Here is a 14,456-nt window from a genome sequence, read left to right on the forward strand (position 1 = left end):
ACACCTGATGTCATCCAACCCGCCTCAAATACGATAAGAACTGAAGAAAACTGCAGACTACACACCTGATGTCATCCAACCCGCCTCAAATACGATAAGAACTGAAGAAAACTGCAGACTACACACCTGATGTCATCCAACCCGCCTCAAATACGATAAGAACTGAAGAAAACTGCAGACTACACACCCATCATTAAGGCCGCCTCGTTGAGGAGCTCATTGGCCTCGTTTATCATGAGACCTGCATGGACAAAGTGTTCATCATCCCCATCATCATAGAACCTCAGGAACTCCCTCAGAGAATCCCGGTAAATTCCTGCAGCCCTGAGTATCCTGCTGTGAACACCCTCAAGTCCTGCATCCGGAACTTCGAACCTTATATCGTTGAATATTTCACTTAATGAACGCTCTATATCCATGAATTCGTCTTTGAGTTCCTCAGGATTCTTCCCACCCTTCAGAAGAAGAAGGTTACCCCTGAAGCGGTTCACATTGTACCCTATCCTCTGGACATACCTTTCCATACTTCTGGTATACATAGGACCTCCCCATTTTAGTCTGATCTTTCCCTAAAATAGATTTGCACAAGATCACTTCGCTATAGAAAGATATAAAGAATAAGTTAAGGGATCACCATAAAAACAATAAATATCCAGAAACAGAGCTTTAACGATGATACGGTCAAAGTACGCCTTCCTCAAGAGGCTCACCAGGGACCTCAAAATGAGGTCTATAGATGTGGGAGAGGAGCTTGAGGGGGCTACACCCCCATCGGTTTTCATAGGGAGCTGGAACTACCCCAAGGTCTACGCCGGACCCATGATAGCCCCCATGCAGGGGGAGGTCGAGATATTTGACTCCCCTGAGAGATGGATACCCGAGAGTAAAACACAGGAGGAAATCATAGACTACCGCCTCAACCTCATAAGGGGCAAGCAGCTCGTGGGAGTCAGGGACCTTGATAACCATCTCGTGGAGAAACTTCAGGAAATATCACTCTCATCAGGGGCCATTGAAAGTGAGGCCCAGTTCAGAAAAAAACCAAGAGGCCTGTTTTTCAGTGAGGAGCAGACACCCCACGGCCCCAGCGCAGTCCTTGAAAACTTCGAGATAGAGAACGTTAAATGGGACCGGGAACTTGAAAGGGCCCACTACGACACGGACCTCAGGGCAGGTGAGGCGATAGTGGAACTCCACCGGAAGGGAACCCCATTCTCTGCCATCCAGAAGGCCCTCTCGGTGGGTGCACTTGGTGATGCCATGAAAAGGAGGCTGGTCCCCACAAGGTGGTCAATAACAGCCTGCGACAGTACCCTGGCGGACCACTTCCACAGGAGGGTCCTTGAATATGATATCCTGGACACCTACAGGGTCCATGAATTTGAAAGCCTTAAAAACAGCTACCTCATACTCCTCACACCCTCAGAGTGGCAGTATGAATGGATGGAGGCCTTTATAAAGCGTGACGGCCGTGCAATGATATTCTCAGACCATGAAACACTGAAGGGTAAGAGGGAGTACTCAAGGGTTGGTGGCTGCTACTACAGCGCCAGGATGGCTGTCCTCGAGGCCCTGGACAGGGAAGAGAAACAGGCAGGCGCAATCATACTCCGGGAGGCCTATCCGGGTTACGTGCCCCTGGGTGTCTTCAATGTCAGGGAGAACGTTAAAAACGCCATGAAAACCAAAGCTCATGAGTTCAACAGCCTTAAAGAGGCCCTTGAATTCATGGACAGCAAACTGAAACTTGGACTTGATGCATTCAGAAGAAGTAGCAACCTGCTGCGGGATATCAGTTCTTCAAGGCAGATAACCTTGGACTCCTTCTTCAGGTGAGACTATGAATTCAGAAGAAAAGACAGAGCTGAGAGAGGATAGTGCCCTCCTGAGACTCAAATTCAGAGAACCATCCCCCGAGACAAAAAGAGCCGTCTGCCACGCAGCCCTTTACGGGGAAACACCTGAACCTGAAAAGAAAATCAAAAAGATCACAGGGCACAGATACGTAAGAATCCTGAGCAGCGGAAATGCCGCGATCCTCCTCACAGTATCCCTCCTTGATGGTCCTATCCTTGTGCCTGACCAGGGCGGATGGAGGGGCTTTAAGAGAATACCTGAGATCCTTGGCAGGAAGGTTTTCACGGTCAAAACGGAGCGGGGGCTCATTGACCCTGATGTCCTCAACTCACGTCTTGAAAATACTGGTGCCAGGGCACTTTTTGTCACAAGCTTTGCGGGTTATACAGCGGAGCAGCCCATCGCCGAACTCTCAGATATCTGCAGATCCCACGGCGCGATCCTGGTTGAGGACGCATCCGGGAGCGTCTTCGACCCCCTTGGGAGGCTCTGCAATGGTAAATACAGCCACGTCATAATCGCATCCACTGGCTCCCCAAAAACCGTTAACGCAGGGGGCGGCGGGTTCATCTCAACCTCCATTCCAGAGTTTGCACAGCAGGACATGCTGCTGTCTGCCCTCAAGGCGGACCCCTATGTAAGGGCCGCCATTGCCGCCGAACTTGATGCCGCCGAGAGGAACCTCACAGAGACCCTCAGGGCATGCAGTTACCTCAAAGGAAAACTTGAGGGGGTATTCCACCCTGAAAAGAGGGGTATAAATGTTATAATCCCCTCAAGTACCCCCAGAGAGGATGTTAAAATCCTGAAGAAACTTATAACCGCAGATGGTAGGAGTATCTTCACAGTATGCCCATCCCCCGACAGGATACTTGAGAGTGCGGTTGCAGTGGAGGTTAAGAACCTGGATGTGGGATGCCTCACCCATGAGAACCTTGAGAGGATGGCTGAGATCATCTCCTCAGTTATATAAATGGGGAGTATCCTCCTCTATAAAACCTGGAGCATCGTCGTCCTCTCCATAAGCGCGTTCTCAACTCCAACCGTTTTTACCTCCTCTCCAAGGTCATAGAGGTTTCTGAGGTAATCCCCATCCGGTTCAAGGACACTGTCATCCCTCTGGAACCTTGAATCAAGGAATTCCCGGGCATCGGTTCCACAGTCCACAAGGACCGCGCAGATCTCCATTTCACCCTCCCTGAGACCCAAAAGTTCAAGGGCCCTGCTTATCTGCCTGGTACCTGCAATACGGAGGCATATCTCAATTCCAGGGTCACTGGAGATATTCTGACCCCTCTCAAAGGCCCTGATGGCGTGGAGTGCACCATGGATGGCATGGTCACTCCCTGCAACGGCCCGTGCATCAATAAGCTGGACTGTGCATGGAAACCCCTTTATCTCATTCAGGAGTTCATCCAGGTCTTCAACGGTTCCACGGTATCCCCTAATATCTATATTCACCTAACCACCTGCTGATCCTCAGATGCCTCACTTGCAAGCAGCCTGTTAACACCGCTGAGGAAGGCCTCCACACTGGCCATGATGATGTCAGGCTGGGTGCTCCTGGCGCTTATTATCCTGTCACCGTGCCTCAGCTTTATTACAACATCGATGAGGGCATCTGTACCCCCTGTTATTGCGTCCACATGGTATTCCTCAAGGGTGATGTCTGCAAAGTCCTCAAGGCTTTTCTTTATGGCAACTATTGCAGCGTCAACTGGACCAACCCCTATACCTGCCTCAAGGACCTCGTTACCGTCCACCTTAAGTTTGACTGATGCTGTGGGTGTGACCCTGTTACCTGAGACTATGGTGACCTCCTCGAGATCCACAACCTTGTCCTCCATGACCCCGAGAACGTCCTCTGCTATTGCCTGGAGGTCCACGTCGGTGACGCATTTACCCATATCCCCCAGGGCCTTGACCCTACGGAATATCTCCATAAGTTTATCCTCATCGACCTTCATTCCAAGTTCATCAAGCCTCTGTCTGAGGGCATGGGTACCTATGTGTTTGCCCATGACGAACCTTCTCCTGTGGCCAACCATCTCGGGTGTTATGGGTTCATAGGTTTCCGCCTTCTTGAGGACCCCATCTGCATGTATCCCTGATTCATGGGCGAAGGCGTTTTCACCGACTATTGCCTTGTTTGGCTGCAGGTATACCCCGGTCATCCTGGCGACCATTCTGGAGGTTTCATAGAGCATCTCGATGTTGATGTTTGTATCAACATCATAGAGTGATTTGAGTGCAACCACCACCTCCTCAAGGGCTGCGTTACCTGCACGTTCACCTATGCCATTGATGGTTGCGTGGACCTCAGATGCTCCTGCCCTTAAACCGGCCAGGGAGTTTGCAACTGCCAGTCCAAAGTCGTTGTGGCAGTGGACGCTCAGGGGAGCCCCGAGTTCTGAGAGTTCACCGTAGAATTCATAGGAGCGTTCGGGTGTGAGCATTCCCACGGTGTCACAGGCGCATATCCTCTCTGCCCCTGCAGCTATACCTTCACTGAATACCCTCCTGAGGAATTCCATATCGCTGCGTGTTGAGTCCTCTGCTGAGAGTTCAACCAGGAGTCCATGGTCAACAGCGTACTCTGTGCAGTCCACCGCCTGTTCAAGGACCTCCTCCCTCGTTTTTCTGAGCTTGTGTTCAAGGTGCAGGTCAGAGGTAGGTACAACCAGGTGCACACTGTCAACATCACATGAGAGTGCGGCATCTATGTCATCCCTGACGGCCCTTGCAAAGCTGCAGATCTCAGCATTCAGACCCTCTGATGTGATTTTCCTGATGCCTTCCCTTTCACCCTCTGATGTGATTGCTGAGCCAGCCTCGATGATGTCAGCGCCCAGATCATCGATTTTGAGCGCTATTCTGAGTTTCTCCTCTGGGGTAAGGGAAACCCCTGGTGTCTGTTCTCCATCCCTCAGTGTGGTGTCAAGTACTCTAACCTGCAAATTAATCCCTCTTTCAGGTGTTCAGAAAATAGTTATTTAAGTTTTAGTTCCGACACTTATATATGGTTAAGTGTTCACTTATGTGCAACGGCGGGTGACGAAGCTATTCAATCACTGTCTGGTGAATAGGGACCCCATGATATCTTTACACAGTTTCAATCACCCTTATAACCCTTGTGAGGCTCCTGTGCATCCTCATGGAGTATTTTTCTCTTACTCTGAACCTATCATCAATGAGTCCCTCAAGGTCAAGGTAGTGGGGTGCTGCCATACATATAACCCCATCCTCTGTAAGATTTGAGTATGCTGAGTCCAGAAACTCCCTGTAGAGTTTTTCGCTCTTCTCACCTGCGGTTGATGCTGATATGCCGTATGGTGGATCTGTAACTATTGCATTTACCCTTTCATCAAGCTTCAGATCCCTGGCATCTGATCTTATAACCTCAAAATCAGTTATGCCATAGTGCTGGAGGTTTTTTCGTGTGCCCTCCACCATCTTCCAGTCTATATCCGCGCCGATAACCCTCACGCCCATTAGGCCTGCCTCTATGAGTATACCCCCTGTACCGCAGAATGGATCGAGGAGTCTGTCGCCAGCCCTCACGCCTGCGAGGTTCACCATGCACCTTGCAAGTTTAGGGCTCATTGAGCCAGGATAGAAGAAGGGTCTTCTGTGGGGTTTGGCCTCATTGAAGTGATCCTTACTTATCTCTGCAAGGCGCAGTGTGAGGATGAACCTGTTGTCAATGAGCACAGGCCTTACAAGGGTCCATGGATTCTCAAGGTCAACCCTTGCACCTGTCTTATTCTTAATGATGGCCCCGAGGCCTCTCTCGAGTTCCCTTGCATCCACCTCACCCCTGAGTTTCTTTATCCTAACCGCAAAACTGCCCTTAACATGACTCTTCCAGTCTATTTTCTCTGCAGTCTCTTCAAACTCAGCGGTGGTAGAGTATCCAAAGACCCTGCAGATTTCATGGGCGTATGCGAGCCTCCTCTTAAGGATTTTCCATGTTGATGGGGGGGTATCCAGAATCACATATCCCCTTCCATCCTCAATTACACTGAATTCTATACCCTCTGACCTCAGAACAGATTTGAGTTCAGCAGAGGGGAGTTCAGGGTGTTCCTGTGAGAGTATAACCATTATTTCCATATGCTGGCCACCTTCCTTGAGAGGATAGAAGGTATTATCCTGAATAGCAGTCCTCTCTTAAGGAATTCCCTTATGAGTGGTGTCTGTCTGTCCATGTCCCCGTACCTCGATATTATCTCCTCTGCACCGTACTCCCTCATCTTGAGGAAGATATGGTCAAGGTCCTCATCGGATAGTATCCTGAAGGTCCTCTGCACCCTCATCTGGTTCTTCATCTCACCCATATAGAGATTTCTGCAGGCTTCCTGGTAGTTCTCAAGTAGCCCAACATCATCCTCAAGTGCCATCTGTATTGTCTCCGCTGCCACGTGGGCCGCCCTAGACGCCAGAACTATGCCTCCGCCGGTTGTGGGTTTTACCTGTCCTGCGGCATCACCTATCCTGATGTATCTTCCCCTTACAAGTTCCGCATCAGGGTCGGGTTCCGGGATGAAGCCATGGTAACTCTCCATGATCCTGAAATCTGTGCTGAGGTCTGAAATGAATCCCTTAACAAGGTCCTTGAGATTTTTCTGGGGTCCGAATGCACCCACCCGGGCTGTTCTTTCATCAACAGGTATTCTCCAGAGGAAACCAGGTGAGAGTCGTGAGTCAACCTTGAGGTCAACAAAGTCGGTGTCCATTTTCTGGTCCCTGAACCTCACAAGGAACTGCCTTGCCGGGTACTTGTTGCAGATAGCGGCCTGCCCCCTTGCATCCACCAGCACAGTGGCCTTAAGAGTTCCTCCATTTACCTCCACCTCGCCTGTGGCCTCACTGAAGCTCCTCACGGCTGTCCCTGTTCTCACCTCAGCCCCTGCTTCACCTGCAAGTTCTGCAAGGTGGAGATCATAGGCTGTCCTGTCAATCACATGGGCCTCGGGCCTCTTCTTGGAAACCCTGAGTTTTATGCCTGATGGTGAATGCAGCACCGCGCCCCTCACACTGTTCAGTATAAGGTTGTCTGGGAGCACATTCGCCTCAGTTATTCTGTGGGATATGAGTCCCGCACACTGCAGGGGGACACCTATTACTTTCTTCCTGTCGAAGACTCCCAGAGTGAACCCCCTGCTGGCAGTGAGTCTTGCAAGCGTTGAACCTGCCGGTCCGGCTCCCATGATGATGACATCGTAGTCAGTCATCCCTGCCCTCCTCTCTGAACCTCTTAAATTTCCGTGAATGTCTCTCCATTATTGACTCTTCGCTGCCACCCTCTTCCACAGGGGATTCCCTAGGATTGCTTTCATCGAATTCATCTGTATCCTCCCAGAACTTCGGGTCTGCAAATCCCCTCCCTTCTTGCCTTTCTGATGAGAGTTCCCTTAGTATCTCCTCTGCCTCATCCACTGTCCTTTCCCCTGTGAACCTGTTAATGTGGTACTCGATCCTGGCCGGGGATGGGGCATCCTCAAGGATTATGTGGGTATCCTCGTGGCCGCCATGAATCTTTATATCCGCAGAGTTCAGGAGCCTCTCGATTATACCCTGTGAGAAGGATACGTCCACTATCTTGCTGTGGTTTATGTAGAACCTCCTCTTCCTTAAAACTCCGCTCTCAACTATAACCCTGTGGTCGGTGATTATGTAGCGCCTGCTCCTCCAGGAAATCACATCCCAGAGCACACTGAGCACCAGTATGATAAAAACCGCGGTTAAAATCCAGACGACCTTCTCTGCAACCGTGAAACCGTACCTTACGATGAGAATGTTATCAAGGTCTCCTGCGAATTTAACCGCTGCTGGAAAGATGTATATGATGAGTGCAATGAAGAGAATTTTTATGATGGATGACCTTGAGTTGAGGATGAACCGTGGCCCTGTCTCATATAGAACCCTTTCACCCGGATATAACCTCTCCCTGCCAAACATGTTATCACAGTGAACTTACATAGTGATTAAAAGGAGTTAACTTCAATGTACATTAATTGTTCGCATGTGTTTTTATATCTAATGGTTGGTTCAGAACAGAACTTCAAGGATTGATCATGCATAGGGGCGCTGATTAGATGACAGCAGAGAATATAAACATCGGGGAAACTCATATAAAGCTCAGGACCGACATCAAGGATCATGGACTTGCGGGGTTCATCTTAGGGGAGAGAATGAAACTCATAGAGCATATAAGGAGAAATCATGAGTTTTTAACATCCCTTGAACCCATCCATGTGAAGGAGGGGCCCCTGATAGTGAGGATGATGTCCCGTGCCTCAAGGAAGGCAGAGGTGGGCCCCATGGCTGCTGTGGCAGGAACAATAGCCCAGCTATCCCTCATGCACCTCATGGGCATCGGCTCCAGGTGCAGTATAGTGGACAATGGTGGGGACATTGCCCTTGTGAACAACCGTAAGGTTACCGTGGGGCTTTATGCCGGTTCATCACCAATTTCAGGGACGGTGGGTTTTCTCCTGAAGCCATGTGCCCCCAGGGGTATATGCACGTCCTCGGGTACATTGGGTCACTCCATAAGCTTTGGGAGGGCCGACTCCGTGACCGTATTCGCATCTGAGGCCAGCACCGCAGATGCCCTTGCAACCTCAATAGCCAACAGTGCGGATGGACCCGATGATAGATCCGCTGTTGAGAGCGCGCTTGAGAGGGCTGATGACTTTCGTGAGCACTTCAGGGGGGTCATGGTTGTTGTGGGTGAGCATGCAGGGACAGTGGGTAAGATACCAAAACTCGTAATGACCGATAGAAAAGCCGTGCTCTCAGACCTATGGGAGGAAGTCTAAATTTATCCTAAAATTAAAAAACGTACATTTAGACACTATAAATAAACCATATGAAGTCTAAACTATCCTAAAAACTAAAAAACGTACTTTCTGACTCAGCAACAGATCTAACTGATAACAGCTAAATTTTAAAAAAAGATATAGGTTACAGCCTCAGATCGCCCATCATTCATCACCTATTCAGAGCTCATAGGGTTCATCACAGGCTGCAGTGCATTTAACCGAACATTACGCCGGTTTCCTGCTTGTATTCCTCCTCCTTCTCAACACCCATTATCTTATCAACGGCGTCCATGAAGTCATTCATTGTGACCTCATCACGTTCCTCCCTGATGGCGAACATACCTGCCTCTGTACATATCGCCTTGAGGTCCGCACCGGATGCGCCGTCTGTGATCCTTGAAAGGAGTTCAATGTCAACCTCCTCTGCAAGGGCCATTCCAGATGTATGTATCTTGAGGATCTCCTTCCTGCCGTCCTCATTTGGCAGTGGAACCTCAATGAACCTGTCAAATCTTCCAGGTCTGAGGAGTGCAGGATCCAGGATGTCTGGCCTGTTGGTTGCAGCGACTATACCAACGTTACCCCTGGATTCGAAGCCATCAAGCTCTGCAAGGAGCTGCATTAGTGTCCTCTGAACCTCCCTGTCACCGCTTGTTGAACTCTTAAGTCTCTTGGCTGCCACAGCGTCAATTTCATCTATGAATATTATGCTGGGGGCCTTCTCCTTGGCCAGTTCAAAAACTCCCCTCACAAGCCTTGCACCCTCACCTATGTATTTTCTGACGAACTCTGATGCAACTATCTTTATGAAGGTGGCGTTGGTTTCATGTGCAACCGCCTTTGCAAGGAGTGTTTTACCTGTACCTGGTGGTCCGTAGAGCAGTACACCCTTTGGTGGTTCTATACCTATCTTCTCAAATAGTTCAGGTTTTTTAAGTGGTAATTCCACTGTCTCCTTGACCTCACGTACCTGTTCCTCGAGGCCACCTATCTGCTCGTAGGAGACGTCAGGTTTTTCTTCAACTTCCATACCCGTTACCACGGGGTCCTTTTCTGATGGAAGCACGTCGACTATGCTGAATGTCTGCTGGTTGAGTGCAACCCTGGCACCTGGCTCCAGCTGTTTCTTATCAATGAATCTTGAATAGTTTATTACGAAATGAGGGCCCGTGCTGCTCTTAACTGCGACCCTGTGATCATCAAGAACCTCTGTAATTGTGGCTATGACCAGTGGCGGGGTTCTGAATCTTTCAATCTCACCACGGAGAGATTTGACCTCCCTGTCAAGCCTTGTCTTTTCATTTTCAATTAAAAGTTTATCCTTCTCAAGTTTTCTGATCTTCCACATCAGATTCCTTTTTGTCTTGGAATTCTCCTCTTTAAGCATTCTAATTTCTTTTTTGAGGTCCTCAATCTTTTTTAATACATTCTGGGAGTTATTTTCCATGATTTTAGAACACTCCTATTTAAATTTTGTTGTATAGTATCTTGTTTCTAGTAATATTTAAATATTGGGGTGGGATAAATCTAGTATAAAATAAAAAGGGATCTTCATGAGATGCGAGATTTGCGGCAAAAAGATTGTTGGAAAACCTGTGAAGACCAAAATCGACAGTTCAGTGATGGATGTATGCAGGGAATGCTCTAAGTTCGGTAAGATCATCAGGGAACCCCCCAAACCCAAAACCCATAAAGCAGGTGTCAGGAGAGCTCCCAGGAGGTCAAGGAGACCAATGGAAACCCTTTATGAGGTTGTTGAGGATTACGGTGAGATCATAAGGGCTAAGAGAGAGTCCAGGGGATGGTCAAGGGAGGATCTCGCTGAGAGGATCAATGAGAAGGTCTCAGTCATAAACAGGATTGAATCTGAGAGAATGGAACCCGACATCAAACTTGCAAGGAAACTCGAGAAGCTCCTTAAAATAAAGATCCTGGAGAAATTCGATGCCGGCGAAGAGGAAAAGATTGAGAGTGGAGGGTTCCGTGGAGCCACCATAGGTGATATAGCAAGAATAAAAAGGGGTTAAACCCTCCGATTCCCCCCCCCTAAACACTCACTTCTTTTTATATGGGAGTTAAACCCTCCGATTCCCCCCCCTAAACACTCACTTCTTTTTATATGAATAATAGCCCTTGAGGACCTTCAGAGTGCCAAACATTTCCCTGAGGTCCTCATATTCATCATATTCGCTGCTCACAACAATTATGTGGGCCGGTGGGTGTATCCTCCTCACAGCCATTATGGTCTCTGTATCACCCTCCTCGACCTCAACTGCAGCTGCAACCGTGGACCTGGTCCGGAGGTTACCTCCAAGAATGGATGCTGCCATTTTATCTGCGGTTTCATGTTTCATTATGCGGGGCCTGCCCCTGACCCTCAGGCCAGCATGTCTTTCAAGATCCGCGAGGGCATTCAGGATCTTATCCCTGCTATCAGCCCTTAAGATTATTAGAGACACATTAACCACTTCTTTTAAGGATTCAACCCCTTCTGAATGAACTTATCAGGCTGCTCCTGAAGAGTACCAGGAGTACCATTACAAATCCCAGGGCGGTCTGTATGTTGCCCAGGAGATCCAGGAGATCTGAACTCACAGGCAGCTCCATGGGGGGTGCTGTTCGATCGTCTGGTAGTGGTGTGTAGTAGACACCAACCGCCCTTGAACTTGGTTTGACGTTTATGTCCTTGGGTTCAACATAGTTCACACCCACAAGGAATCCGTTCTTTATTGCCCTGTTTATGGATCTTGCTATGGCCTCTGCACTGTAACCATTCTTTCTGACCGATGCCCTCACAATCTCCTGGGTGGTCTGCACAACACCTGCCTCCTCTGTTCCGTACACCGAAACTGAAACAGAGCCGTTTGTCACTGTTATGGCGTCCTTAAGGGCGTCGTATGCGTAGATGACCTTGAGTTTACTTCCATCTATCGGGCAGACTTGATAGCTTTCGGCTGCAGGGTAACCTATGCTCCAGCCGCACTCGTCGCATACCTTGACGTAGGGCTCATCCATTGGATAACCTGTCTCATTGAGGTTCTCAGGGGTGAACATGTCCCCCGTGGATACCCCTGAGGCGAGGTTCACTGCACCACCACCGTATTTTTCACCGGCGTCCTTTGCAACCTCCTCGAAGACCTTTCCAACTATGTAGGTGGCTGAGTAACCATCCCTTATCATCTTACCTATGTTCACCGCTGTCTCCTGGCGCACCCTTGTTGCGGTACCATACTTGGGGTTACCATGTGTGTTCCTGAGGTGTATTATTGCCCCCTTCTTCCCTGGTGGGAGGACAGCAATACCTCCTGAGTATGGTGTCACCGTTATTGTACCGTCATCCTCCACGATAACCACGTAGGCATCGAAGGATCCACCAACAGCCGCACCTATACCAGGGCCGCCACACATTACCCTTATTCCAGGGTAACTGTTTGCTGCTGATGCTGCCTCTGCGGCTGTGGCCCCATTCTCAAGGCGGTTTATAACATCCATTATCGCCATGAGCCTCGTTATAGACTCGCCTTCACCCCCAGAGAGGACAGCGAAACGTTTCTCCTTGGACATGAGAAAGGTGGACTGGAACATGTTCTGTGCAAAGGACATACTCCCTGCTGCTGCCCCGTTGGGGTCCACACCTGTTGGGTCCGTTATTACGATGACGTTCATCGTGGCGGATACCGGACCTATAAGGAGGTTAAATATGAATATCAGGGTGATTAACTTTGAAATTTTATGCACCGGTTACCCTCCTGTTCTGTTGGTGATCTTAACGGTCGAAAAGTCCTCGATGACATTAACCGTCACTATACCAGTTCTGGTGTCCACCTTCACGTCTGCAGCCGCTATTGGTGTGACACGTGTTCCGGGTATTGTTGTTCTCTTAACAAATTTCTCTGCGTTTTCTATTGCCTCGCTCAGGGGAACCTTCCTCTTGGATGTTACAAGTATATCCCCCTTTATGTAGCTCCCTGGTCTGAATCCAGCAGCATACACGTTGGTCTTTATAGATGAGAGTGGAACTATGTCGTTACCCTTCACTATGACACCCGCTATTGGAACTCCCCCTGTATCCTCCATTGATGAGGCATAGGCAAGGTAGGTCATAACGCGCCCCGATAGGATGAGTATGAAGGCTAGGAGGAGTATCACAAGCGTGTCCCTTCTGATCTTTATGAGCATTACACTTCACCTTTAAACTGCACTTCATTACAGTTACTGAATATTAATTCTCGGCTCAAGGTTTATAAAGATTGAGCAGCATGAGATGGTGCTGGACTGGTATGCTGATAAAATATCCGGCGGCCATAAAAAAGTTAATTCAGGAGTTTTTACTGGTTAAACCTTCTATAACCTCCGTTGCAGGGTCCATTCCCTGGGCCCCAAGGAGGAGAACCGTATCACTGGGCTTTGCATTTTCCAGAACTCTTCTGAGTGCCTCCCTCAGATTTTCGATATGGGTATACCTTATCCCATTCTCATCCAGAACACCCAGGAAGACCCTCCTCTCGTTTTCAAGGACCCTGTTCTGCTCATCAACAAGGTCGCTGCTTGATGTTATCACCAGCTCAACATCAAGACCCTTCACTGAGTCTGCCAGGGCCTCTGCATTCATGATATTGATGTCCTCCCCCCTGGATCCCCTTATGGCATTCACAACCCAAAGCCTTCCATTGATGTCAGAGGCCGCGCTTTTAACCGTTGCCCTTATGCCGTCCGGGTTGTGGGCGAAATCGTCAATGACCCGGGGATTATCCATGAGAAGAGTGAATCTCCTCTTAAGTGGCCTGTAAGTTTTAACACCCATCCTCACATCCTCATATGAGAATCCCAGTTCCAGTGCCGCTGTGACCGCTGCAAGGGTGTTCTGTATGAAGTGTTCACCGGTGAATGGGAGTTCATCTCTCTGAACTACAGGATCGTCTCCACAGTAGATCCCATCACCAGTGTACCTTACAGTTCCATGGGATCCATAGAAGACCGTCCTGAGGAGGGGGTTAACATCTGCCATTGCCCTGACCCTCTCATCATCGGAGTTCAGTACAGCAACCCCTGATTCAACTGCCCTGAGGGCTCCTGAAACCTCCCTGAAGACGTCATCCACCGATTCAACGAGTCCTATGTGGTCCATTGCAACGTTGGTTATGACAATCATCTCTGGCTGGATTGATGAGGTCATGATGTGGGCGTGGTCTCTCATGACCCTTCCAAGCCAGCCCTGAACCTCTGAAACCTCGATGACCATGAATTCCAGCTGCTCCTTACTGGCAGCCTCTGCTATCTGCTGTGCAACGACGGGGTCAATGAGTGTGTTGAACTCTGACCTTGAATCTGTATTTGTGTAGGATGACCTGCCAGCTGTGGTTATGATGTGGTTGATCATGTGGGTGGTGGTTGATTTCCCGTTGGTTCCGGTTACAGCTATCCTCCGGGAGGACGAGGCAAACCGGTTTATGGTCCATGAAAGTGCAAGGGCATTTGCGATTTCAATCCTATCCACAAGGATGATTGGCACATCCAGAACCCCTGTGTCGGACCTCAAATCCTGGGTTATTATGGCTGCAACACCCCTTTCTGAGGCAATCTGAATACCCCTATCGTCGATCCAGTGCCTTATAACAATGTCACCTTCCTCTGCAGCCCCCAGGGTTGTGAATTTACCCCTGAATTCTCCTCCACTTCCCACGAGTTTTCCTGAAACCCTCTCTGCGATTTCCTCGATGTCCATCTTATCCACCATCCTCTGAAGTTTCTGATGGCAGGGACGGCGATGTT

General features: G+C 49.2%; 15 protein-coding genes. 4 read left to right on the top strand and 11 right to left on the bottom strand.

Annotated features, from left to right (window positions below; genetic code table 11):
- Positions 1-179: 179 nt before the first annotated feature.
- A complete protein-coding gene (locus QFX39_RS00680) occupies positions 180-539 on the bottom strand; it encodes a hypothetical protein (protein WP_300476419.1) in 360 nt (119 codons plus the stop codon).
- 133 nt (positions 540-672) lie between these two features.
- On the opposite strand from QFX39_RS00680, the gene QFX39_RS00685 reads away from it, so the two are divergent.
- Both QFX39_RS00685 and QFX39_RS00690 read left to right on the top strand, forming a co-directional pair.
- Complete coding sequence (locus tag QFX39_RS00685; protein ID WP_300476422.1) at positions 673-1,836, top strand: Nre family DNA repair protein; 1,164 nt, start codon at positions 673-675, stop codon at positions 1,834-1,836.
- A 4-nt stretch (positions 1,837-1,840) separates the two neighbouring features.
- Positions 1,841-2,830, top strand: coding sequence for a DegT/DnrJ/EryC1/StrS family aminotransferase (locus QFX39_RS00690; protein ID WP_300476424.1), 990 nt, complete (start codon positions 1,841-1,843; stop codon positions 2,828-2,830).
- Between the two features lie 17 nt (positions 2,831-2,847).
- On the opposite strand, the gene cgi121 is transcribed toward QFX39_RS00690, so the two are convergent.
- The 5 genes from cgi121 to QFX39_RS00715 form a co-directional block, all read right to left on the bottom strand.
- Positions 2,848-3,318 carry a KEOPS complex subunit Cgi121 gene (gene cgi121, locus QFX39_RS00695; protein ID WP_300476425.1) on the bottom strand — a complete coding sequence of 157 codons (471 nt, stop codon included), beginning with the start codon at positions 3,316-3,318 and terminating at the stop codon, positions 2,848-2,850.
- The gene (locus QFX39_RS00700; RefSeq protein WP_300476427.1) at positions 3,315-4,814 is read right to left on the bottom strand and encodes a 2-isopropylmalate synthase; all 1,500 of its coding nucleotides are present in this window, start codon (positions 4,812-4,814) and stop codon (positions 3,315-3,317) included. Before QFX39_RS00700 ends, cgi121 begins: the two co-directional genes overlap by 4 nt.
- A 145-nt stretch (positions 4,815-4,959) precedes the next feature.
- The gene (locus QFX39_RS00705) at positions 4,960-5,970 is read right to left on the bottom strand and encodes a TIGR01177 family methyltransferase (protein ID WP_300476428.1); all 1,011 of its coding nucleotides are present in this window, start codon (positions 5,968-5,970) and stop codon (positions 4,960-4,962) included.
- Positions 5,961-7,091 carry a geranylgeranyl reductase family protein gene (locus tag QFX39_RS00710; RefSeq protein ID WP_300476429.1) on the bottom strand — a complete coding sequence of 377 codons (1,131 nt, stop codon included), beginning with the start codon at positions 7,089-7,091 and terminating at the stop codon, positions 5,961-5,963. Before QFX39_RS00710 ends, QFX39_RS00705 begins: the two co-directional genes overlap by 10 nt.
- A complete protein-coding gene (locus tag QFX39_RS00715) occupies positions 7,084-7,818 on the bottom strand; it encodes a PH domain-containing protein (protein ID WP_300476430.1) in 735 nt (244 codons plus the stop codon). The genes QFX39_RS00710 and QFX39_RS00715 overlap by 8 nt, the downstream gene beginning before the upstream one ends.
- Positions 7,819-7,955: 137 nt before the next feature.
- Between QFX39_RS00715 and QFX39_RS00720 the strand changes: the two genes are divergently transcribed.
- Positions 7,956-8,681 (top strand): UPF0280 family protein, encoded by a 726-nt coding sequence (locus tag QFX39_RS00720; protein WP_300476431.1) that lies wholly within the window; start codon positions 7,956-7,958, stop codon positions 8,679-8,681.
- 217 nt (positions 8,682-8,898) lie between these two features.
- Here the strand turns inward: QFX39_RS00720 and QFX39_RS00725 are convergent, their stop codons facing one another.
- The gene (locus QFX39_RS00725; RefSeq protein WP_300476432.1) at positions 8,899-10,131 is read right to left on the bottom strand and encodes a proteasome-activating nucleotidase; all 1,233 of its coding nucleotides are present in this window, start codon (positions 10,129-10,131) and stop codon (positions 8,899-8,901) included.
- 106 nt (positions 10,132-10,237) lie between these two features.
- Here QFX39_RS00725 and QFX39_RS00730 point away from each other — a divergent pair, with 106 nt between their 5' ends.
- Positions 10,238-10,711 carry a multiprotein bridging factor aMBF1 gene (locus tag QFX39_RS00730; RefSeq protein WP_300476434.1) on the top strand — a complete coding sequence of 158 codons (474 nt, stop codon included), beginning with the start codon at positions 10,238-10,240 and terminating at the stop codon, positions 10,709-10,711.
- Positions 10,712-10,789: 78 nt separating this feature from the next.
- On the opposite strand, the gene QFX39_RS00735 is transcribed toward QFX39_RS00730, so the two are convergent.
- The 4 genes from QFX39_RS00735 to QFX39_RS00750 form a co-directional block, all read right to left on the bottom strand.
- Positions 10,790-11,143 carry a DUF356 domain-containing protein gene (locus tag QFX39_RS00735; protein WP_300476436.1) on the bottom strand — a complete coding sequence of 118 codons (354 nt, stop codon included), beginning with the start codon at positions 11,141-11,143 and terminating at the stop codon, positions 10,790-10,792.
- A gap of 22 nt (positions 11,144-11,165) precedes the next feature.
- Positions 11,166-12,350, bottom strand: a complete 1,185-nt coding sequence (locus QFX39_RS00740; RefSeq protein WP_300477124.1) for a hypothetical protein — start codon at positions 12,348-12,350, stop codon at positions 11,166-11,168.
- A gap of 75 nt (positions 12,351-12,425) precedes the next feature.
- Positions 12,426-12,863, bottom strand: coding sequence for a hypothetical protein (locus tag QFX39_RS00745; RefSeq protein ID WP_300476438.1), 438 nt, complete (start codon positions 12,861-12,863; stop codon positions 12,426-12,428).
- 139 nt (positions 12,864-13,002) lie between these two features.
- Positions 13,003-14,409, bottom strand: coding sequence for a Mur ligase family protein (locus QFX39_RS00750; RefSeq protein WP_300476440.1), 1,407 nt, complete (start codon positions 14,407-14,409; stop codon positions 13,003-13,005).
- Positions 14,410-14,456: the final 47 nt, after the last annotated feature.

This window comes from Methanothermobacter sp. (genome assembly GCF_030055425.1).
Lineage (GTDB): Archaea > Methanobacteriota > Methanobacteria > Methanobacteriales > Methanothermobacteraceae > Methanothermobacter.